At 40.1% G+C, this 21,933-nt stretch carries 25 protein-coding genes; 24 read left to right on the top strand and 1 reads right to left on the bottom strand.

Annotated elements, in window-relative coordinates; all coding sequences use genetic code 11:
* Window positions 1-16: 16 nt before the first annotated feature.
* The 13 genes from ftsY (at window position 17) to sucD (ending at window position 9,790) form a co-directional block, all read left to right on the top strand.
* Complete coding sequence (gene ftsY, locus BBI08_RS11135; protein WP_008497964.1) at window positions 17-1,033, top strand: signal recognition particle-docking protein FtsY; 1,017 nt, start codon at window positions 17-19, stop codon at window positions 1,031-1,033.
* 67 nt (window positions 1,034-1,100) lie between these two features.
* Window positions 1,101-1,424 carry a putative DNA-binding protein gene (locus BBI08_RS11130; RefSeq protein WP_065528556.1) on the top strand — a complete coding sequence of 108 codons (324 nt, stop codon included), beginning with the start codon at window positions 1,101-1,103 and terminating at the stop codon, window positions 1,422-1,424.
* Between the two features lie 12 nt (window positions 1,425-1,436).
* A complete protein-coding gene (gene ffh, locus BBI08_RS11125; RefSeq protein WP_065528098.1) occupies window positions 1,437-2,795 on the top strand; it encodes a signal recognition particle protein in 1,359 nt (452 codons plus the stop codon).
* Between the two features lie 93 nt (window positions 2,796-2,888).
* On the top strand, window positions 2,889-3,161 hold the full coding sequence (rpsP, locus tag BBI08_RS11120) for a 30S ribosomal protein S16 (RefSeq protein WP_008497962.1): 273 nt from the start codon (window positions 2,889-2,891) through the stop codon (window positions 3,159-3,161).
* Window positions 3,162-3,174: 13 nt separating this feature from the next.
* Window positions 3,175-3,408 (top strand): KH domain-containing protein, encoded by a 234-nt coding sequence (locus tag BBI08_RS11115; protein ID WP_065528097.1) that lies wholly within the window; start codon window positions 3,175-3,177, stop codon window positions 3,406-3,408.
* 66 nt (window positions 3,409-3,474) lie between these two features.
* Window positions 3,475-3,990 (top strand): ribosome maturation factor RimM, encoded by a 516-nt coding sequence (gene rimM / locus BBI08_RS11110; RefSeq protein ID WP_008497960.1) that lies wholly within the window; start codon window positions 3,475-3,477, stop codon window positions 3,988-3,990.
* Window positions 3,990-4,709, top strand: a complete 720-nt coding sequence (gene trmD / locus BBI08_RS11105; RefSeq protein WP_008497959.1) for a tRNA (guanosine(37)-N1)-methyltransferase TrmD — start codon at window positions 3,990-3,992, stop codon at window positions 4,707-4,709. The genes rimM and trmD overlap by 1 nt, the downstream gene beginning before the upstream one ends.
* A 142-nt stretch (window positions 4,710-4,851) precedes the next feature.
* Complete coding sequence (gene rplS, locus BBI08_RS11100; protein WP_008497958.1) at window positions 4,852-5,196, top strand: 50S ribosomal protein L19; 345 nt, start codon at window positions 4,852-4,854, stop codon at window positions 5,194-5,196.
* Between the two features lie 99 nt (window positions 5,197-5,295).
* Window positions 5,296-5,853, top strand: coding sequence for a signal peptidase I (gene lepB, locus BBI08_RS11095; RefSeq protein ID WP_008497957.1), 558 nt, complete (start codon window positions 5,296-5,298; stop codon window positions 5,851-5,853).
* Window positions 5,854-5,864: 11 nt separating this feature from the next.
* Complete coding sequence (gene ylqF / locus BBI08_RS11090) at window positions 5,865-6,728, top strand: ribosome biogenesis GTPase YlqF (RefSeq protein WP_065528096.1); 864 nt, start codon at window positions 5,865-5,867, stop codon at window positions 6,726-6,728.
* 88 nt (window positions 6,729-6,816) lie between these two features.
* The gene (locus tag BBI08_RS11085) at window positions 6,817-7,596 is read left to right on the top strand and encodes a ribonuclease HII (protein WP_065528555.1); all 780 of its coding nucleotides are present in this window, start codon (window positions 6,817-6,819) and stop codon (window positions 7,594-7,596) included.
* A 112-nt stretch (window positions 7,597-7,708) separates the two neighbouring features.
* A complete protein-coding gene (gene sucC / locus BBI08_RS11080) occupies window positions 7,709-8,869 on the top strand; it encodes an ADP-forming succinate--CoA ligase subunit beta (RefSeq protein WP_008430842.1) in 1,161 nt (386 codons plus the stop codon).
* Between the two features lie 18 nt (window positions 8,870-8,887).
* Window positions 8,888-9,790: a succinate--CoA ligase subunit alpha gene (sucD, locus tag BBI08_RS11075; RefSeq protein WP_008430844.1), complete on the top strand. Its 903-nt coding sequence runs from the start codon at window positions 8,888-8,890 to the stop codon at window positions 9,788-9,790.
* A gap of 85 nt (window positions 9,791-9,875) precedes the next feature.
* Here sucD and BBI08_RS11070 read toward each other — a convergent pair whose 3' ends face one another.
* On the bottom strand, window positions 9,876-10,133 hold the full coding sequence (locus BBI08_RS11070) for a hypothetical protein (protein WP_065528095.1): 258 nt from the start codon (window positions 10,131-10,133) through the stop codon (window positions 9,876-9,878).
* Window positions 10,134-10,406: 273 nt separating this feature from the next.
* Between BBI08_RS11070 and dprA the strand changes: the two genes are divergently transcribed.
* The 11 genes from dprA (at window position 10,407) to frr (ending at window position 21,867) form a co-directional block, all read left to right on the top strand.
* A complete protein-coding gene (gene dprA, locus BBI08_RS11065) occupies window positions 10,407-11,294 on the top strand; it encodes a DNA-processing protein DprA (protein WP_008497956.1) in 888 nt (295 codons plus the stop codon).
* Window positions 11,295-11,405: 111 nt separating this feature from the next.
* Complete coding sequence (gene topA, locus BBI08_RS11060; protein ID WP_065528094.1) at window positions 11,406-13,475, top strand: type I DNA topoisomerase; 2,070 nt, start codon at window positions 11,406-11,408, stop codon at window positions 13,473-13,475.
* Between the two features lie 20 nt (window positions 13,476-13,495).
* Window positions 13,496-14,806 carry an FADH(2)-oxidizing methylenetetrahydrofolate--tRNA-(uracil(54)-C(5))-methyltransferase TrmFO gene (gene trmFO / locus BBI08_RS11055; protein ID WP_008497954.1) on the top strand — a complete coding sequence of 437 codons (1,311 nt, stop codon included), beginning with the start codon at window positions 13,496-13,498 and terminating at the stop codon, window positions 14,804-14,806.
* 67 nt (window positions 14,807-14,873) lie between these two features.
* A complete protein-coding gene (xerC, locus tag BBI08_RS11050) occupies window positions 14,874-15,767 on the top strand; it encodes a tyrosine recombinase XerC (protein ID WP_040850897.1) in 894 nt (297 codons plus the stop codon).
* A gap of 16 nt (window positions 15,768-15,783) precedes the next feature.
* On the top strand, window positions 15,784-16,329 hold the full coding sequence (gene hslV, locus BBI08_RS11045; protein WP_008497953.1) for an ATP-dependent protease subunit HslV: 546 nt from the start codon (window positions 15,784-15,786) through the stop codon (window positions 16,327-16,329).
* Window positions 16,329-17,726, top strand: a complete 1,398-nt coding sequence (gene hslU, locus BBI08_RS11040; RefSeq protein WP_065528093.1) for an ATP-dependent protease ATPase subunit HslU — start codon at window positions 16,329-16,331, stop codon at window positions 17,724-17,726. The genes hslV and hslU overlap by 1 nt, the downstream gene beginning before the upstream one ends.
* An 86-nt stretch (window positions 17,727-17,812) precedes the next feature.
* The gene (gene codY / locus BBI08_RS11035) at window positions 17,813-18,592 is read left to right on the top strand and encodes a GTP-sensing pleiotropic transcriptional regulator CodY (protein ID WP_065528092.1); all 780 of its coding nucleotides are present in this window, start codon (window positions 17,813-17,815) and stop codon (window positions 18,590-18,592) included.
* Window positions 18,593-18,812: 220 nt separating this feature from the next.
* Complete coding sequence (rpsB, locus tag BBI08_RS11030) at window positions 18,813-19,529, top strand: 30S ribosomal protein S2 (protein ID WP_008430856.1); 717 nt, start codon at window positions 18,813-18,815, stop codon at window positions 19,527-19,529.
* A gap of 89 nt (window positions 19,530-19,618) precedes the next feature.
* Window positions 19,619-20,503 (top strand): translation elongation factor Ts, encoded by an 885-nt coding sequence (tsf, locus tag BBI08_RS11025; RefSeq protein ID WP_065528091.1) that lies wholly within the window; start codon window positions 19,619-19,621, stop codon window positions 20,501-20,503.
* Window positions 20,504-20,584: 81 nt separating this feature from the next.
* Entirely contained in the window at window positions 20,585-21,310 is a 726-nt protein-coding gene (gene pyrH / locus BBI08_RS11020) for a UMP kinase (RefSeq protein WP_008497949.1), read from the top strand.
* Window positions 21,310-21,867, top strand: coding sequence for a ribosome recycling factor (gene frr, locus BBI08_RS11015; protein WP_008497948.1), 558 nt, complete (start codon window positions 21,310-21,312; stop codon window positions 21,865-21,867). The genes pyrH and frr overlap by 1 nt, the downstream gene beginning before the upstream one ends.
* Window positions 21,868-21,933 lie beyond the last annotated feature (66 nt).

Raw genomic sequence — 21,933 nt, 5'->3', positions numbered from 1 at the left:
AAAGGAGTGTTTACCTGTGAGTTTCTTCAAAAAATTAAAAGATAAATTTGCCCACAATGCCGAAGCTGAAGAATCAACTGAAAAATACAAAGAAGGCTTAGCCAAAACCCGAATTGGTTTTACGTCTAAGATCAATGATTTGGTAGCGAAATACCGTAAGGTTGATGAAGATTTCTTTGAAGAATTAGAAGAAATTTTACTGCAAGCTGATGTTGGATTTGAAACCGTTATTGAATTAATGGATGATTTGCGTTTTGAAGTTCAACGAAAAAATGTCAAAGATACTTCAAATGTTCAATCCGTTATTTCAGAAAAACTGGTAGAAATTTATGAAGCTGGCGAAGCAGAAATCAACGAAATTAATTTTGTTGAAGGATTAACGGTTATTTTAATGGTAGGTGTCAACGGCGTTGGAAAAACGACAACGATTGGTAAACTGGCTCACCGCTTTAAAAATGAAGGCAAAACCGTTATGCTTGCTGCTGGTGATACTTTCCGTGCAGGAGCAATTGAACAATTAGATGTTTGGAGCAAGCGTGTGGGCGTTGATGTCATCAAACAAAGTGAAGGGTCAGACCCTGCAGCCGTTATGTATGATGCTGTACGTTCAGCTAAGTCTCGTGGAGTAGATGTATTAATCTGTGATACAGCAGGACGTTTACAAAACAAAGTCAATTTGATGAATGAACTTCAAAAAGTTCATCGCGTCATTTCGCGTGAAATTCCAGGTGCTCCACATGAAGTGCTTTTAGCACTTGATGCGACAACAGGACAAAATGCCATGTTGCAGGCGCAAACATTTAAAGAAGTTACAGATGTAACAGGTATTGTTCTAACAAAACTTGATGGAACGGCAAAAGGCGGAATTGTTTTAGCAATCCGTAATAAGTTGAAGATTCCTGTTAAATTTGTAGGCCTAGGCGAAAAAATGGATGATTTGCAACCATTTGACGCACAAAAATACGTTTATGGCTTATTTGCTGAAGGATTGGATAAAGAGCAACAATTAGAAGATGAAGAAGCAGACAAGTAAAAATACTTGACAGCACTATCGTTATTCAGTATTCTAAGCAAGAGAATGAGTGGGGTGAGTGTCAATGATGGGACTAGAAAAAACAACACGTATGAATTATTTGTTTGATTTCTATCAGGAACTACTGACACCTAAACAGCGCAGCTATATGATGCTGTATTATTTAGATGACCATTCACTGGGTGAAATTGCCGAAGAATATGACATTACACGTCAAGCAGTATACGATAATATTCGCCGGACGGAAGCAATGCTAGAAGAATATGAACGCAAATTGCAGCTTTTCGAGAAATTCCAGAAACGGCAGCAATTGGTTTCGTCATTTGAAAAACAGCCATTCACAGAAGAGCGTATCCAGCAATTTTTGGACGAACTAAAGGAATGGGATTAGGAGGCGGAAAGAATGGCATTTGAAGGTTTATCCGAACGCCTGCAAGGCACGATGACTAAGATTAAAGGCAAAGGTAAAGTCAACGAAGCAGACGTTAAGGAAATGATGCGTGAAGTTCGTTTCGCCTTGATCGAAGCGGATGTCAATTTAAAAGTCGTGAAAGAATTCGTCAAGAAAATCAGTGAACGAGCGATTGGGCAAGATGTTATGGACAGTTTAACGCCAGGACAGCAAGTCGTTAAAATCGTTAAAGATGAGCTAACTGAATTGATGGGCGGCGAAGAACGGAAAATCGAGTTTTCAACAAAACAGCCGACAGTTATTATGATGGTTGGTTTACAAGGTGCTGGTAAAACGACAACTACTGGAAAACTCGCTAATTTATTGCGTAGAAAACACAATCGTAAACCGCTATTAGTAGCGGCCGATGTGTATCGTCCAGCTGCAATTCAGCAGTTAGAGACGATTGGTAAGCAATTATCTCTTCCAGTTTTCTCTAAAGGGACAGACATGTCTCCAGTGGAGATTGCGCGTCAAGCGATCGAACATGCGAAAGCTGAGCATTTAGATACGGTTATCATTGATACAGCAGGACGTTTACATGTAGATGAAGCGTTAATGCAAGAATTGAAGGATATTCGTGCGCTTAAAGAGCCGGATGAGATCTTCTTAGTCGTTGATTCGATGACAGGTCAAGATGCTGTCAATGTTGCTCAAAATTTTGATGCAGCGATTGGTATCACTGGAGTCGTTTTAACGAAGCTTGATGGCGACACACGAGGCGGTGCGGCATTATCCATTCGTGCTGTTACTCAAAAACCGATTAAATTTGTCGGGATGGGTGAAAAAATGGATGCGCTAGAGGCGTTCCACCCAGAACGAATGGCGTCACGAATACTTGGCATGGGCGACATGTTGTCTTTGATTGAAAAAGCACAGTCGAATGTCGATGAGGTAAAAGCAAAAGAATTAGAAGAGAAATTCAGAACTTCGACATTTACTTTTGATGATTTCCTTGAACAAATGTCACAAGTAAAACAAATGGGACCGTTGGATGAAATTTTGAAAATGCTCCCAGGCGCCAATAAAATTAAAGGGCTCGAAAACGCAAAAGTCGATGAGGGCCAAATGGATCGTGTAGAAGCGATTATTTATTCAATGACGAAAAAAGAAAAAACAACCCCTGAAATTATTAATGCCAATCGTAAAAAACGAATTGCTAAAGGTTCAGGAACAAATATTCAAGATGTCAACAGACTCTTGAAACAATTTGAAGATATGAAGAAAATGATGAAACAAATGTCTGGTATGAACACGAAAAAAGGTAGAAAAAAAATGGGAATGCCAGGTCTAGACTCACTTTTTAAGTAAAATTTTAAGGTGTTAAGAAAAAATACTTTACAAACTATTTAAAGCTTGCTAATATAATATCTTGTGTGAAACTATTCGGAGGTGCTTTAAGAAATGGCAGTAAAAATTCGCTTGAAACGTATGGGAGCTAAAAAATCTCCTTTTTACCGTATTGTAGTAGCTGACTCACGTGCTCCACGTGACGGCCGTCAAATTCAAACAGTAGGTACTTACAACCCACTGACAGTTCCAGCTGAAGTTAAAATCGACGAAGAGCAAGTGTTGAAATGGCTTCATGATGGCGCTAAACCATCTGACACAGTACGTAACTTGTTTTCTCAAAAAGGCATTATGGAGAAATTCCATAACGAAAAACTAAACAAGTAAGGGAGAGTTTCTTATGAAGCAGCTGATTGAGACCATTGTGAAACCGTTAGTTGATTATCCGGAAGAAGTTCGTGTCGATATCGACGAAAACGCAAGCCGAATTGTCTACAAGCTTTCTGTGCATCCAGAGGATACAGGGAAAGTCATCGGGAAGCAGGGACGTGTAGCGAAAGCTGTTCGTTCAATTGTGTACTCAGCAGCAGGCGGTTATCATAAGAAAAAAACTTATCTCGATATTGTGGATTAAGAAAAAGAAGGAGCCCCGGTTCCTTCTTTTTTTTTCAGGAAAATAACCTAGAAAGGATGTTTGCTTGTGCAATGGTTTAACGTAGGGAAGATTGTTAACACACACGGGATCCGTGGAGAAGTACGTGTTTTGTCACGTACCGATTTTCCAGAAGAACGATTTGCCGTAGGGACAAAGCTTGGGCTTTTCACTCCGGATGCAAAAAAACCAATCATGGTGAAAATCGCCAGTTATCGTCAACATAAAAACTTTGAGTTGTTAACTTTCGAAGGCTATCCAAACATTAATGATGTGGAGCCTTTTAAAGAGTCGTACTTAAGAATTGCTGAACACGATTTGACGGAACTCGAAGAAAACGCTTTTTATCATCATGAAATTCTTGGATGTGCGGTTTTTTCAATTGAAGGTCAAGAACTTGGAAAAATCACCGAGATTTTAGAGACTGGTGCCAATGATGTATGGGAAGTAACGCCTGAAAAAGGCAAAAAACATTACATTCCTTATACAGAAGAAATTGTCAAAGAAGTTGATATCGATGAAAAGAAAGTAATCATCGAAGTGATTGAAGGTTTATTGTCTTGATGTACATCCATGTGCTATCTTTGTTTCCGCCAATGTTTGAAGGTGTTTTTCAACATTCGATTATGAGAAAAGCGCAAGATAAAAATGCCGTTAGTTTGAACGTTATCGATATTCGTGAATTTGCTGATAACAAAAGGCAAGTTGATGACTATCCATTTGGTGGAGGGGCCGGAATGGTTTTAAAACCAGAGCCGATTTTTAATGCGGTTGAAAGTCTTACGCCCAAAAGTAAACGACGCGTCATTTTATTGTGCCCGCAAGGCGAACGCTTTACACAGCAAAAAGCTGAAGAGTTAGCTACTGAAGAAGAGTTGGTATTTATATGTGGTCATTATGAAGGGTATGACGAGCGAATTCGAGAGCATTTGGTAACCGATGAAATCTCGATTGGCGATTTTGTGCTGACGGGTGGAGAGTTAGCCGCCATGACGGTCATTGATAGTGTCGTCAGACTGCTTCCAGGGGTGCTAGGTAACGCTGACTCCCCGATACGCGACTCATTCTCTACGGGACTACTAGAACATCCACAATATACGCGTCCAGCTGATTTTAGAGGGTGGAAAGTACCGGATGTTCTAACTTCCGGAAACCACGGGAAAGTCGATCAATGGCGCGAAGAACAAACATTAAAACGGACGCTCGAAAGACGTCCCGACTTGCTCGAAAAAATCGAGTTAAGCGATAAACAAAAGAAAATAATTGAGAAGCTAAAGAAATAAAAATAGAATTTAAGTAGCTCTTGCACGAGTTAATAATCAGTGGTATCATGGACAATGTACTTCTATGTGAAGTACAGGATCACGATGTTCCGCTGCAACAGTTGATATGGTGTAAGAGCGTCTGTAGAAGGAGAGAAAAATAATGCAAAACATTATTACAGAAATCACTAAAGAACAGCTTCGTACGGACTTACCTAAGTTCCGTCCTGGAGACACTGTTCGTGTCCACGTTAAAGTTGTCGAGGGTACACGCGAACGTGTTCAGGTATACGAAGGAGTCGTAATTAGCCGTCGCGGAGGCGGAATCAGTGAATCATTCACTGTTCGCAAAATCTCTTACGGTGTTGGTGTTGAGCGTACATTCCCTGTACACACACCAAAAATTGCACAGCTTGAAGTTCTGCGTCGTGGTAAAGTACGTCGTGCGAAATTGTACTACTTGCGTGACCTACGCGGTAAAGCAGCTCGTATTAAAGAAATTCGATAAGATTGCATGGATGAAAGAGGGCGCTTGCGCCCTCTTTCTTTTTGCTAAAAAGTGTATTTCCTTGTACAATTAAAACAGTAAGTTTGGGGAGGAACACGCATGGAGACTGAAGTGAAGAAGAAAAATGAAATGTGGGAATGGTCCAAAGCTTTATTGATTGCCTTCGGCTTGGCAGCAATTATTCGTTTCTTTTTATTCACGCCGATTGTAGTAGATGGAGAGTCAATGATGCCTACCCTAGAAAATGGAGATCGCATGATTGTCAACAAGATTGGTTATTCAGTCGGAGAGCCTGACCGCTTCGATATCGTTGTTTTTCATGCCCCAGAAAAGAAAGATTATATTAAACGTATAATCGGGTTACCGGGCGATCACATCGCTTACGAAGATGACCAGCTGTATATAAATGGAAAAGCGATAGAAGAACCTTATTTAGATGTTTATAAAGAAGGCATTACAGGTACGCTAACAGAAGATTTTGATTTGGTAGATGTTACGGGGGAGAGTACAATCCCTGATGGATCTATTTTTGTTATGGGCGATAATCGCCGAGCGAGCAAGGACAGCCGACATATCGGTTTGGTTTCAACCGACGAAGTGATAGGCGACACAAATTTCGTATTTTGGCCACTGGCTGAAGCGGGAATTGTAAAATAAGGAGTGGTTTTATGACGATACAATGGTTCCCTGGACATATGGCAAAAGCACGTAGACAAGTTACTGAAAAATTGAAGTTAGTGGATATTATTTTTGAACTTGTTGACGCCAGGTTACCTTTATCTTCACGAAATCCGATGATCGATCAAGTGATTCAACAAAAACCACGTCTAATTATTTTAAACAAAATGGACATGGCCGATGAAGTTGAAACGAAAAAATGGATTCGTTATTTCGAGGATCAAGGTACGCGTGCAGTTGCAATCAACTCACTTGAAGGTAGAGGATTGCAACTAGTTACAAAAGCATCAAAAGAAATACTAGAAGAAAAATGGGACCGAATGATAGCAAAAGGTATAAAGCCTCGCGCCATTCGTGCGATGATCGTTGGAATCCCGAATGTCGGAAAATCAACGCTAATTAACCGCCTATCGAAAAAAAGTTTAGCGAAAACGGGTAATATGCCTGGAGTCACGAAAGCCCAACAATGGATTAAAGTCGGCAAAGAAATTGAATTATTGGATACACCCGGTATTCTATGGCCGAAGTTTGAAGATCCAGAAACAGGCTTGAAATTGGCAGTCACAGGTGCAATAAAAGATTCAGTTATCCAAATGCAAGAACTAGCTATTTACGCTCTAAAATTCTTGGAAGAGCGTTATCCAGATCGCATGAAAGAGCGTTATGGCATTGATCATGTCGATGAGGAAATCGTCAATACATTTGATCATATTGGCAACAAGCGACGTTGTTTAGATCAGCATGGCGAGGTCGATTATGAAATGACAGCTGAAGTGATTATACGAGATATCCGCAATCAGCATTTAGGCAAAGTAACGTTTGATTATAGAGATGAAATGATTGAAGAAGAGTGAGCGTTCGCTCTTTTTAACAAGAGCTGCTCCTCGATTTTGAGGAGCAGCTTTTTACATATTGATAGAAAAAATGAAAGAAGTTGAATTGATGCAAACTAGCGCTGTAATAAAAGAAAAGTTAAAAACAACAAAAGAATGGCAACCGTGGATGGATGAAATTGAAACCGATTCTCGAAAAAGTGTTCAAACTTTATTGGCGTCATGGCGGCGAAAGCAAGTGCAAAAGAAAAAAATACAGGATAATCATGATGCGAAATTAGCATTTGATGATGTGTTCAGAAAAGACAGCTTCGATTTGGTGGCAGGAATTGATGAAGCGGGGAGGGGGCCTCTTGCGGGTCCGGTCGTAACGGCTGCTGTTATTTTGCCAGAAGACTGTTCGAGTCTGGTTGGCTTAGACGATTCCAAACAGTTAAGTAAAGCAAAGCGCGATGAATTTGCTGAAACAATTAAAAGAATTGCTATAAGTTACTCTGTTCATGTTCAATCGCCTGAAGAAATTGACCGACTGAATATTTATCAAGCGACAAGAAGTTCGATGACAAAAGCTGCGCTAGCCTTAACTCCGGCACCTAGTATTGTATTGGCTGATGCGATGATGCTTGATCTCCCGACGCCTTGTGAGTCTATCATTAAAGGTGATGCTCAAAGCTTGAGTATAGCGGCAGCTTCCATTTTAGCGAAAACAGGGCGAGACGCATTAATGGTTGATTACGCTGTTCAGTATCCTCACTATGGATTCGAAAAACATGCTGGTTATGGCACGAAAGAACATGTTGCAGCACTTGAAAAATATGGACCTTGTGAAATTCACCGCAAGACCTTCGAACCAGTAAAAACTCTTTTGACGCAAAATTCACTGTTTTAAGCACACGAAGTTTTGTCAGAATAACGAACAACGGTGGACATTCTAAGACAACTTTAATACAATGGTATAGGCAATAAAATTACGATAGAGATGTTTGATTGGAGGATGACAGATGAATATCCATGAATATCAAGGTAAAGAACTCCTCAGACAATATGGAGTAGCAGTTTCATACGGCACCGTTGCTTTTTCTCCAGAAGAAGCAGTTAAGGCAGCTAAAGAACTGAGTACGGATGTTGTCGTGGTAAAAGCTCAAATCCACGCAGGTGGACGAGGCAAAGCTGGCGGGGTTAAAATCGCTAAAAATCTGGATGAAGTCCGTACATATGCGAAAGAACTTTTAGGTAAAGTTCTTGTGACTCACCAGACAGGTCCAGAAGGTAAAGAAATCAAACGCCTTTTGATCGAAGAAGGATCTGACATTAAGAAGGAGTACTATATCGGATTGGTGCTTGACCGCCAAACTGCTCGTGTCACTCTTATGGGCTCTGAAGAGGGCGGAGTAGATATCGAAGAAGTTTCTGAAAACACTCCTGAAAAAATCTTTAAAGAAGTAATCGATCCAGTAATCGGTTTGACTGGTTTCCAGGCACGCCGTATGGCTTTCAACATGAATATTCCGCCAAAGCTTGTTAACAAAGCGGCGAAATTTATGCTTGGACTATACACTGTATTTATCGAAAAAGATGCTTCTATCGTTGAGATTAACCCGTTAGTTGAAACTGGCGACGGCAATATTTTAGCGCTTGATGCGAAATTCGATTTCGATGAAAACGCTCTTTACCGCCACAAAGACATTGTGGAACTTCGCGATTTCGACGAAGAAGATCCAAAAGAAATTGAAGCTTCTAAGTATGACTTGAGCTACATTTCTTTAGATGGGAACATCGGCTGTATGGTTAACGGCGCCGGACTTGCTATGGCAACAATGGACACGATCAACTATTACGGCGGAACACCCGCTAACTTTCTTGACGTTGGGGGCGGTGCCACTGCTGAGAAAGTAACGGAAGCTTTCAAAATCATTCTTTCTGATAAGAATGTAAAAGGAATTTTCGTTAACATTTTCGGCGGTATTATGAAGTGTGACATTATTGCGGAAGGCGTTATTCAAGCTGCTAAAGAAGTAAGCCTTGAAGTGCCGTTAGTAGTCCGTCTTGAAGGAACAAACGTAGAACTTGGTAAAAAACTGCTTAATGAATCAGGTCTTAATATCGTAGCTGCTGGAACAATGGCAGACGGTGCTAAACAGATCGTAGAACTTGTAGGCTAAAGAAGGGCAGGGACAAAAATGAGTGTATACATTAATAAAGACACAAAAGTGCTTGTACAAGGAATTACAGGGTCAACTGCCCTTTTCCATACAAAGCAAATGCTTGAATACGGAACGAAAATCGTTGCGGGTGTAACACCAGGTAAAGGCGGAACTGAAGCTGAAGGCGTACCTGTCTTCAATACTGTTGAAGAAGCAGTAAAAGCTACAGGAGCTAACGTATCTGTAATTTACGTACCGGCACCTTTCGCTGCAGACGCAATTCTTGAAGCTGTTGAAGCTGAGCTTGACATGGCAATTTGTATCACTGAGCACATTCCAGTGTTGGATATGGTGAAAGTGAACCGTTACATGGAAGGCAAGAAAACACGTCTTGTTGGACCTAACTGCCCGGGCGTTATTACTCCGGACGAATGTAAAATCGGCATCATGCCTGGATACATTCACAAAAAAGGACATGTTGGCGTTGTTTCACGTTCAGGTACACTGACGTATGAAGCGACTCACCAATTGTCTGAAGAGGGAATTGGCCAATCGACAGCTGTCGGTATCGGTGGAGACCCAGTAAACGGTACAAACTTTATCGATGTGTTGAAAGAATTCAACGAAGATGAAGATACGTACGCAGTTGTAATGATCGGTGAAATCGGCGGAACAGCTGAAGAAGAAGCTGCTGAGTGGGTTAAAGCGAACATGACAAAACCTGTTGTAGGATTTATCGGTGGACAAACTGCACCTGAAGGAAAACGTATGGGCCATGCCGGTGCGATTATTTCTGGCGGTAAAGGAACAGCTGCTGATAAGATCAAAGCTATGAACGAAGCTGGAATCGAAGTTGCAGACACTCCATCAGTAATCGGAGAAACTTTGATCAAAGTGATTAAAGAAAAAGGTTTATACGACAAGTGTAAAACTCATTAATAAATAAAAGACTCAAAACCTTGGTCAACCAAGGTTTTGAGTCTTTTTTTGTTTTCGTATGTATGTAAATAATAAACGCGTTATTCTACTGAAAAACATCTGTCATCATCAAAAAAATATCGACTAAAATCCAAATGCCAAAAGCAATATAAAAAAAGAAAATCCATAAGTTTAGTTTAGTAAACGGTTTTTGGCTAATGATGATAATAAGGAATAAGACCAAGCTAGTATAAAGTGGAAGATCCCAGTAGCCCGCATTTAACGAATATTTATAAATTAAATAACTGGCGGAGATTAACCACAAAACAACAGCGGTAAAGTGAATTGTTTTTCTAACCCTCATGTGAGAACTCCCTTTTGGTAATAGTAAGAAACTAAATAGCAAAGTACAAGTGTTTGCATTAAAAACATTGTCATGACTCTTTAAGCTTACCATTGAAAACAAGTAAACAACAAAAAAATAAGGTGATAGACATTCCTGTTCAGTTGAGGAAAAAGGATGACTGCAGGCGCAATTTGAAAGTTTACGCCAATAGAAAAAACGATTAAAATGAAGTGAAGGTGGATCTGAGTCGAACCATCTTAATAGATTTCAAAAAAGAACAGGAGGAACAACATGAACAAAGAGTTTACTGAACGTTTATTGGCATTGCATTATGTTTATCCGAAAAGTTTGCAAAAGCTATTACCGCTATTAGCTGATGATCCAGACCTGACAAAGCTCGAACGAAAATCTCCAAATGAACTAATGTGGCTACTGAATATTAAATTAGAGCAAGCAGTCCAACTGAAAGCTTCTTACCGACAATCACTGACATTCCCCTTAGCCGAAACCTACGCCAAATATAAGATACTCCCCATATCTTATCAACATCCACTATATCCCAAGAGTTTACTCGAATTGTTTGATCCACCAGCTGTTCTTTATGCCAAAGGAGATCTCACATTGTTAGCTAATTCTCGAAAAATAGCCATAATTGGATCACGTAAAGCCACATCCTATTCTCAAAAAGCTCTGCAAAAAATCGTTCCCCCACTTGTTGAAAAAGACTATGTGATTGTCAGCGGCCTAGCAAAAGGGGCGGATGCCATGGCTCATCAAAAAGCGATTGATTTAGGGGGTCGGACGATAGCTGTTACGGGCAGTGGTTTTTTGCATCCTTACCCAAAAGAAAACGCAAACTTAAACCATATAATAGAAGAAAGACATCTTGTTTTAACCGAATATCCGCCGTATATAAAGCCTGAAAAATGGAATTTTCCGATGAGAAATCGCATTATCAGTGGATTGTCTAAAGGAATTATCGTGACAGAAGCGCAAGTGAAAAGTGGCACATTAAGCACAATTGAACATGCATTGGATCATGGGAAAGATATTTTCGCCGTGCCAGGAAGTATAGACTCTCTGTTATCTGAAGGACCCAATAAATTGATACTAGAAGGCGCAAAACCGGTATGGAACGGTTGGCAAGTGCTAGAGGAATACCAACATATGCCAGTTTGAAAAGAATGAAAAAAACGAAAACCCTTGCATTAAGCTAAAAACTGTTATACATTTTGCAACAGGTAATTCTTTTAAGCAGTTTTGAGAAACCTCTATGAGGAGGAAATAATTATGGCGGATTTTTTAGTGACTGTGGAGTCGCCTGCAAAGGCTAAAACAATCGAACGGTATTTGGGTAAGAAATATAAAGTCCGTGCTTCACTTGGACATTTACGCGATTTGCCCCGGAGTCAAATGGGTGTAGACGTGGAAAACAATTACGAACCTCGTTATATTACGATCAGAGGTAAAGGACCAATCTTACAAGATCTTAAAAAAGAAGCGAAAAAAGCAAAGAAAGTCTTTCTCGCGGCTGACCCCGACAGAGAAGGAGAAGCAATTGCGTGGCATTTAGCTACGGCACTCGGCATTGACCAAACTTCAGATTGTCGTGTCGTCTTTAACGAAATCACGAAAGATGCGATTAAAGAATCATTTAAGCATCCACGCAAAATTGATATGGACTTAGTCGATGCACAACAAGCACGCCGAATTCTAGATCGTCTTGTTGGGTATAGCATTAGTCCATTACTTTGGAAAAAAGTGAAAAAAGGATTGTCAGCTGGACGCGTTCAATCAGTGGCTTTGCGTTTAGTCATTGATCGTGAAAACGAAATCAAAGTTTTTGAACCGGAAGAATACTGGTCTATTACTGGCGAGTTCGAAAAATCGAAGAAAAAATTTGAAGCGCAATTTTATGGCAACACAAAAGAGAAAATGAAATTGCATAATGAAGCCGATGTCAAAGAAGTAATGTCTTCAATGTCAGGAAAAGATTTCAAAGTAAATCGTGTTGTAAAAAAAGAGAGAAAAAGAAATCCTTCCCCTTCTTTTACAACTTCTTCACTCCAACAAGAAGCTGCCCGCAAGTTAAACTTCCGAGCTAAAAAGACAATGATGCTAGCGCAACAATTGTATGAAGGTATTGCAGTAGGGAAAGAAGGCATCACAGGATTAATCACCTATATGCGTACAGATTCAACGCGGATTTCAGATACGGCGAAAAAAGATACAATCGATTTTATCGTTGAAAACTACGGTGAGCAGTACGTTACACAAAAAGTCGCTGCCAAGCAGTCGGCAAAATCACAAGATGCCCACGAAGCTGTGCGTCCAACAAGTGTAATGCGGACACCAGAGTCGATGAAGAGCATTCTTTCGCGTGATCTTTACCGACTGTATAAACTCATTTGGGACCGTTTTGTGGCAAGTCAGATGTCGTCGGCTGTATTGGATACAGTTATGGCAGAATTGCAAAATGGTGAAGCAGTATTTCGTGCAAATGGTTCTCAAGTTAAATTTCCAGGTTTCATGAAGCTTTATATTGAAGGTACGGATGATCAAAAAGAAGAAAAAGATAATATCTTACCGGAAATGGCTGAAGGGGACGTAGTAGAAGCGGTTGATATTACACCAAATCAGCATTTTACGCAGCCGCCTCCACGTTTTACAGAGGCCCGTTTAGTACGAGCGCTTGAAGAGCTTGGAATTGGACGTCCGTCAACCTACGCACCAACATTGGATACCATCCAAAAACGTGGGTATGTCACACTAGATGCAAAACGCTTTATCCCAACAGAGTTGGGTGAAATTGTTCATCAGCTAGTGCTTGAATTTTTCCCGGATATATTAAACATTGAATTTACAGCTAAAATGGAGCATGACTTGGATACTGTCGAAGAAGGCGAAATCGAATGGCGCTCTATTATCGACGCATTTTATCGGAAATTCGAAAAAAATGTTGAAGTAGCAGAAAATGAAATGGAAAAAGTGCAGATCAAAGATGAGCCGGCTGGCGAAGATTGTGAACTATGTGGGTCGCCTATGGTTTACAAATTGGGTCGCTACGGAAAATTCATGGCATGCAGTAACTTCCCTGAATGCCGAAATACGAAAGCGATTGTGAAGCATATAGGGGTTACATGCCCAACGTGTAAGCAAGGTGAAATTGTCGAAAGAAAAAGTAAAAAACGCCGCATATTCTACGGTTGCGAACGTTATCCAGAATGCGAATTTGTCTCATGGGATAAACCAATTGAGCGACCGTGTCCAAAATGTAGCGAGTTATTAGTAGAGAAAAAAGTGAAAAAAGGTGTACAAATTAGTTGTACGAGCTGTGATTATAAAGAAGAAGTTCAATAATAATATAGAGGTGTTTAGAAATGACGAAATATGTAAACGTAATTGGAGCAGGGTTAGCTGGTAGTGAAGCGGCATGGCAAATCGCAAAACGCGGAGTGAACGTCCGTTTATTTGAAATGCGACCAGTTCAACAAACTGCTGCACATCACACAGATAAATTTGCCGAACTGGTTTGCAGTAATTCCTTGCGCGCAAATTCATTAACCAACGCTGTTGGTGTGATCAAAGAAGAAATGCGCAAATTGGATTCTGTCATTATCGAATCAGCAGATGGTGCATCAGTACCAGCGGGTGGTGCACTAGCAGTTGACCGTCACGAATTTGCCGCGGCAGTTACTGATAAAGTGAAAAACCATCCATTAGTAGAAGTGATCAATGAAGAAGTAACTGAAATCCCAGAAGGCATCACGATTATTGCGACCGGTCCATTAACTTCTCCAGCACTTGCTGAGAAGATTCGTAAATTGACGGGTGAAGAATATTTGTATTTCTATGATGCAGCAGCACCAATCGTTGAAAAAGACAGCATTGATATGGATAAAGTATATTTGAAATCCCGTTACGACAAAGGGGAAGCAGCTTATTTAAACTGTCCAATGACAGAAGAAGAGTTTAAGCGATTCCATACAGCGCTTGTTGAAGCTGAAGTAGTACCTTTGAAAGAATTCGAAAAAGAAATTTACTTTGAAGGTTGTATGCCTGTTGAAGTTATGGCAGCTAGAGGCGAGAAAACTTTAACATTCGGACCGATGAAGCCAGTTGGATTGGAAGATCCGAAAACAGGAGAACGTCCGTATGCAGTTGTTCAACTTCGTCAAGATGATGCAGCTGGAACACTTTACAATATCGTTGGTTTCCAAACACATCTTAAATGGGGACCTCAAAAAGAAGTGTTGAAATTGATCCCAGGCTTGGAAAATGTTGAAATTGTGCGTTATGGTGTGATGCACCGCAACACGTTTATCAACTCGCCGCGTGTGCTGAAACCGACTTATCAATTAAAAGCAGATGAAAACATTTTCTTTGCTGGTCAAATGACGGGGGTCGAAGGTTATGTTGAATCTGCAGGAAGTGGGTTATTAGCGGGCATTAACGCTGCGAAATTGGCATTGGGTGAAGAATTATTGATATTCCCAGCTGAAACAGCATTAGGTAGTATGGCTCGATACATTACCGAAGCAGACAGCAAGAATTTCCAACCAATGAACGTTAACTTCGGATTGTTCCCTGATTTAGGAGAACGTATCCGTTCAAAACAAGAGCGTGCGGAAAGACACGCAAACCGCGCTCTCGAATCAATTCAAAATTATATGAATACAATAACTGTTTAATTGATAAAAGCCTCTAAATGTTGTTATAATTTAGAGGCTTTTCTATTTGCTGAAAGGTGGAGCGCGTATGGAAAAAGAAAAGATGCTGGAATCTTTTATGAGTTATATCCAATTGGAAAAAAATTATTCTGAACATACCGTCCACCATTATGAACATGATTTGGCGGATTTTTTTCAGTTTCTGAATGCTGAAGGTGTACCAGACATTAGAGAAGTCGAATATATACATGCTAGAAATTATGTCACGAAATTATATGATGCTAAACTATCGAGAACAACGGTTTCTAGAAAAATTTCTGCAATTCGGTCTTTTTTCCGTTATGCTAATCGGGAGTATGGGTTGGATGAAGCTGCGTTTAGATCGTTGTATCATCCTAAAAAAGAAGAGCGGCTACCGCAATTTTTTTATGAAGAGGAATTAGCACAGCTGTTTAAATCAGTACTGGGTGAAGATAAATTGTCGGTTCGTAATACAGCATTACTTGAATTACTGTATGCAACCGGTATGCGAGTCGGCGAATGTGTATCTATTCGATTGAATGATTTAGACCAAACGATGCAAATTGTAAAAGTGATGGGGAAAGGAAGAAAAGAACGTTATATTCCTTATGGCCAGTTTGCACAAGATGCATTGGAACATTACCTCGAAGATGCACGTCCTAAATTGATGAAGAAGCAAGAACATGATTATTTATTTGTAAATAGTCGAGGAGAAGCGGTTACCGATCGAGGCGTTCGTCATATTTTAAGCGAGTGCATGAAAAAGGCTTCTGTCAATTCTTCTATTTATCCACATATGATTCGTCATACTTTTGCAACTCACCTGATCAATAACGGAGCCGATATTCGGACTGTCCAGGAATTATTGGGACATTCTCATTTAAGTTCTACGCAGGTATATACGCACGTTACGAAAGAACATTTACGGAATACGTATTTGAACTCACATCCAAGAGCTTAGAAAGGGGCATTTTACGATGCAAGAATTTCATGCAACCACAATATTCGCGGTTCGACATAATGGTCAATGTGCGATGTCAGGCGATGGGCAAGTGACATTTGGCAATGCTGTAGTGATGAAGCATACAGCAAGAAAAGTGCGTAAATTATATAATGGGCAAGTGTTAACTGGGTTTGCAGGCTCAGTTGCAGATGCTTTTACATTGTTTGAAATGTTCGAAGGAAAGTTAACTGAGTATAACGGCAACCTTCAAAGAGCGGCTGTGGAACTGGCTAAGCAATGGCGTGGAGACAAAATGCTTCGCCAATTAGAAGCCATGCTTATTATCATGAACAAAGATGAACTATTGCTTGTTTCAGGAACTGGCGAAGTGATTGAACCGGATGATGGCATTTTAGCTATTGGATCTGGTGGTAACTATGCGTTAGCAGCTGGACGTGCATTAAAGAAATTCGCAGGAGATCATTTTACAGCCGCAGAGATTGCGAAATCAGCTTTAGAAACTGCAGCAGATATTTGTGTTTATACAAATCACCAAATTGTTGTGGAGGAATTATCCTAATGAAAAATCAAACGGATTTAACGCCAAGACAAATTACTAATCACTTAGATCGTTACATTGTCGGACAAAAAGATGCAAAACGTTCGATTGCTATCGCTTTGCGAAATCGCTACCGTAGAAGTCGGTTGGACGAAGAAATGCGCGGAGAAGTAATTCCGAAAAACATTTTAATGATTGGTCCGACTGGAGTCGGTAAAACAGAAATCGCTCGTCGTATTGCTAAATTGACGGGTGCGCCATTCATTAAAGTAGAAGCGACAAAGTTCACAGAAGTCGGATATGTGGGTCGTGATGTTGAATCGATGGTACGCGATTTAGTCGAATCAGCTGTGCGGATCGTTAAAGAAGAAAAATACGAAGCGGTTAAATTCCAAGCGGAGACGGCAGCGAATGAACGAATCGTTAAATTATTGGCGCCTTCTCTACGTAAAAAACAAACAAACCAAAACCCGCTAGAAATGTTTTTCGGACAAAAACTCGAGCAGGAAGAAGAAGAACCAACTGCAGAAGTTGAAGTTCGAGTGAAGAGAAGAGAGATCGCTGCTGACTTAAAAGCAGGTAAATTAGAAGAAGAGTGGGTTACGGTTGAAGTGGCTGAAAATTCACTTTCTATGTTTGACGCTCTACAAGGTTCGGGAATGGAACAAATGGGAGCTAATATGCAGGATGCATTTTCTTCTCTTATGCCAAAGAAAAAGAAAAAGCGGCGTTTACGAGTAAAAGAAGCTCGTCGTGTGTTAACGACAGAAGAAGCGGCTAAGTTAGTAGACGATGAAGAAGTAGGAATGGAAGCCATTGAACGAGCTGAGCAGCATGGCATTATCTTTATCGATGAGATGGACAAAATAGCGAGTAAAAGCAATTCGTCTTCAGCTGATGTGTCACGAGAAGGTGTACAGCGCGATATCTTACCGATTGTGGAAGGATCTACTGTTTCGACTAAATACGGAGCGGTCAAAACGGATTATATGTTGTTTGTAGCTGCCGGAGCATTTCATATGTCGAAACCATCTGATTTGATCCCTGAATTGCAAGGTCGCTTTCCAATTCGAGTAGAATTACAGAAGCTAGAAGTAGAAGATTTTGTAAAAATATTAACAGAACCAAAACATTCTTTAATAAATCAGTATAAAGCCCTTCTCGAAACAGAGGGAATTGTGGTACACTTCAGTGATGCCTCAATAATCAGACTTGCAGAAATTGCATATGAAGTAAATCAAGATACAGATAACATCGGTGCGCGCAGGCTACATACCATCCTGGAGCGCCTTTTGGAAGATTTGTCTTTTGAAGCTTCCGAGATTTCTCCAGCGCAAATTGACATTACTGTCCAATATGTGAATGAAAAACTCGAAAATGTGGCAAAAAACAAAGACTTGTCACAATTTATTCTGTAAAACAAGGCGTAATAGTTCCATTGAGGTGTAAAAACCTTTAGAATATTGAATAAACAAGGTACGAATACTGTAGGAGGTTCATTTAAATGAATTTATTAGGAAAAACAAGACGAATTAACTCTATGCTGGAAGCAGCAGGCGGAAAAAAAGTAAACTTTAAAGATATGGCTGAAACATTGAGCGAAGTTATTGAATGTAACGCGTTCGTAGTAAGCCGTAAAGGTAAAGTGTTAGGCTATGCAATCAACCAACAAATCGAAAACGATCGTATGAAAGGTATGCTTGAAGATCGTCAATTCCCAGCTGAGTATACTCAAAAACTTTCAAACATCACAGAAACAACTGAAAACTTAGACGTAAACAGCGAACACACAATCTTCCCAGTTGAAGAACGTGAGTTGTTTAAAGACGGTCTTACAACAATCGTCCCAATTAACGGTGGTGGCGAACGTCTTGGAACATTGCTTCTTGGACGTGTAGAAGCAGAATTCCATGACGATGATTTAATTCTTGGAGAATACGGCGCAACAGTAGTAGGGATGGAAATCCTTCGCGAAAAAGGCGACCGCATTGAAGAGGAAGCTCGTAGCAAAGCTGTTGTTCAAATGGCGATTTCTTCACTTTCATACAGTGAACTTGAAGCAATTGAACACATCTTCGAAGAATTAGATGGCAACGAAGGATTACTAGTTGCTTCTAAAATTGCTGACCGCGTTGGTATTACACGTTCAGTAATCGTTAATGCACTTCGTAAACTTGAAAGTGCTGGCGTTATCGAATCACGTTCTCTAGGAATGAAAGGGACATACATTAAAGTATTGAACACGAAATTCCTTGCAGAACTTGAACAATTAAAAATGAACTAATTTTGTTTTGAAAAGATGCCGGGGAATTTCCGGCATCTTTTTTTGTCTATCTCAACTAAATGATAGAAACTTGTTGCGTTCTTGAACGGTAGCGTGATATAATTTCAAATGGTGTTAAATACACACGCATTTCGATTTGAGTCGTAGGTGCCCAATCGGGTAACGGTTCAGAGAAGAAAAATGCGGAGGGAAAAAATAACCTATCAGGAGGAAACATATCATGGCAGTAATCTCAATGAAACAATTGTTAGAAGCTGGTGTACACTTCGGTCACCAGACTCGTCGTTGGAACCCGAAAATGAAAAAATATATTTTCGTGGAGCGTAACGGTATCTACATCATCGATTTACAAAAAACAGTTCGCAAACTTGAAGAAGCTTATAGCTTCATGAAACAAGTTGGCGAAGAAGGCGGAAAAGTTCTTTTCGTTGGTACGAAAAAACAAGCTCAAGACGCTATTAAAGAAGAAGCAGAACGCTCTGGTAACTACTACATCAACCAACGTTGGTTGGGTGGAACACTTACTAACTTCGGTACAATCCAAAAACGTGTGAACCGTTTGAAACAAATCGAACGCATGGAAGAAGATGGAACTTTCGAAGTTCTACCGAAAAAAGAAGTTGTTCAGTTGAAAAAACAACACGAACGTCTTGTTAAATTCCTAGGCGGTATCCGTGACATGAGTTCACTACCGGACGTAATGTTCGTAGTTGACCCACGTAAAGAACGTATTGCAGTTGCAGAAGCAATGAAATTGAACATCCCGATCGTTGGTATCGTTGATACTAACTGTGATCCAGATGAAATCGATTATGTTATTCCTGCAAACGACGATGCAATTCGCGCAGTTAAATTATTAACTGGTAAAATGGCGGATGCATTGCTTGAGTCAAAACCGGAAGAAGATGAAGAAACTCAAGCTGAATCTGCTGAGTAATTCACGATTACACAGGTGATAAGCGGCCAACCCCTCTTATCACCTTTTTTTGAGAAAATAGCTACAAATTATGAAGGAGGAATTTAATCATGGCAGTAACAGCACAAATGGTAAAAGAATTACGCGCTAAAACAGGCGCAGGTATGATGGATTGCAAAAAAGCTTTAGTACAAACAGACGGTGATATGGAAGCGGCAATCGATTTCCTACGTGAAAAAGGTCTTTCAAGCGCTTCTAAAAAAGCAGACCGTATTGCAGCTGAAGGGATCACTTCGATTCTTGTAAAAGAAAACGAAGCAATTATCTTCGAAGTAAACGCAGAAACTGACTTTGTTGCGAAAAACGAAGGCTTCCAAACATTAGTAAAAGAATTGGGCGATCACTTGATCACAACTAAACCAGCTACTGTTGAAGAAGCTAACGCTTCTACAATGTCTAACGGTTTGACAGTTGCAGACCACATTTCAAACGCTATCGCTAAAATTGGTGAAAAAATTACTTTGCGTCGCTTTGAAATCCGCACGAAAACAGATGCTGATGCATTTGGACCATACCTACACATGGGCGGAAGAATTTCAGTATTAGTAGTTCTTGAGAACTCTACAGATTCAGATGCTGCTCGCGATATCGCTATGCACATTGCTGCATTAAACCCTAAATACATTTCTCGTGATGAAGTTTCTGCTGACGAAGTAGAACACGAGCGCAAAATTTTGACTGAGCAAGCATTAAACGAAGGCAAACCTGAAAAAATCGTTGCTAAAATGGTTGAAGGCCGTCTTGGTAAATATTTCGAAGATATTTGCTTGCTTGACCAAGCATTCGTTAAGAACTCAGATCAAAAAGTTCGTGATTTCGCAACTTCAACTGGTGGAACTGTTAAAGAATTCATCCGTTACGAAGTTGGAGAAGGAATCGAAAAACGTGAAGACAACTTTGCTGATGAAGTTATGAGCCAAGTTAACAAAAAATAAGATTGTTTATCATATGGTTTAACTTAGGGAACACGAGAATGTGTTCCCTATTTTTCAATAAAAGTGTAACGGAGGGTACCGATGAGTGTTCAGCAATATAAACGCATTGTATTAAAACTAAGTGGTGAAGCAATGGCAGGAGGACAGGGTTTCGGATTGTCCCCTGAGATTATCAAATCAGTAGCAAGCCAAGTAAAAGAAGTGGTAGAACTCGGAGTAGAAGTCGCAGTAGTTGTAGGCGGCGGTAACATTTGGAGAGGTAAAGTCGGTTCTGAAATGGGTATGGATCGTGCGACAGCTGATTATATGGGCATGTTGGCGACAGTTATGAACTCATTGGCTTTACAAGATTCATTAGAAAAACAGGACGTAGAAACACGCGTGCTGTCATCTATTGAAATGCGCCAAGTAGCTGAACCATATATCCGCAGAAGAGCCATTCGTCATTTAGAGAAAAAACGGGTTGTCATCTTTGCAGCAGGTACAGGAAATCCTTACTTCTCAACTGATACAACAGCAGCATTGCGTGCGGCAGAAATTGAAGCCGATGTCATTTTAATGGCAAAAAACAATGTTGATGGTGTATACTCAGCTGATCCGAAGACGGATTCAACTGCAGTAAAATATGATGAACTTTCTTATTTCGACGTGATTCAACAAGGTTTGCAAGTGATGGATTCAACTGCTTCTACGCTTTGTATGGACAATGACATCCCACTCGTAGTATTCTCTATTATGGAAAAAGGAAATATAAAAAGAGCTGTACTTGGAGAGAAAATCGGTACAGTAGTGAGGAGAACAATCTAATGCCGAAATCAGTAATGAATGAAACCGAAACTAAAATGTCTAGTGCAATCCAAGCTTTTTCACGCGATTTAGCATCAATTCGTGCTGGCCGTGCAACTCCATCAATTTTGGATAAATTGTCCATCGATTATTACGGTTCTCCAACACCGGTCAACCAAGTCGCAGGAATTTCAATTCCTGAAGCTCGTTTGATCATGATCCAACCGTATGACAAATCGGTTCTTGGTGATATTGAAAAAGCGATTCTTAAATCTGACTTAGGTTTAAGTCCATCAAATGATGGCTCTGTTATTCGCTTAGCTGTACCCGCTTTGACTGAAGAACGTCGTAAAGACCTTGTTAAGCAAGTGAAAAAAGAAGCAGAAGAAGCGAAAATTGGAATCCGCAATATTCGCCGCGATGCTAATGACGAGTTTAAAAAACTTGAGAAGAAAAGTGAAATTACAGTAGATGACTTGCGTGGATATTCCGATGATGTTCAGAAATTGACAGATGACAACATTGCGAAAATCGATGAAATGGCTAAAGATAAAGAAAAAGGAATTATGGAAGTTTAAATCGAACTTCATCTTATGTTGAGCGTCCTGTTAAACAGGACGCTTTTTCATGCCAAAAATTATAGC

The organism is Planococcus halocryophilus (genome assembly GCF_001687585.2).
GTDB classification, from domain to species: domain Bacteria; phylum Bacillota; class Bacilli; order Bacillales_A; family Planococcaceae; genus Planococcus; species Planococcus halocryophilus.
This window is presented reverse-complemented; position numbering and strand designations above follow the sequence as displayed.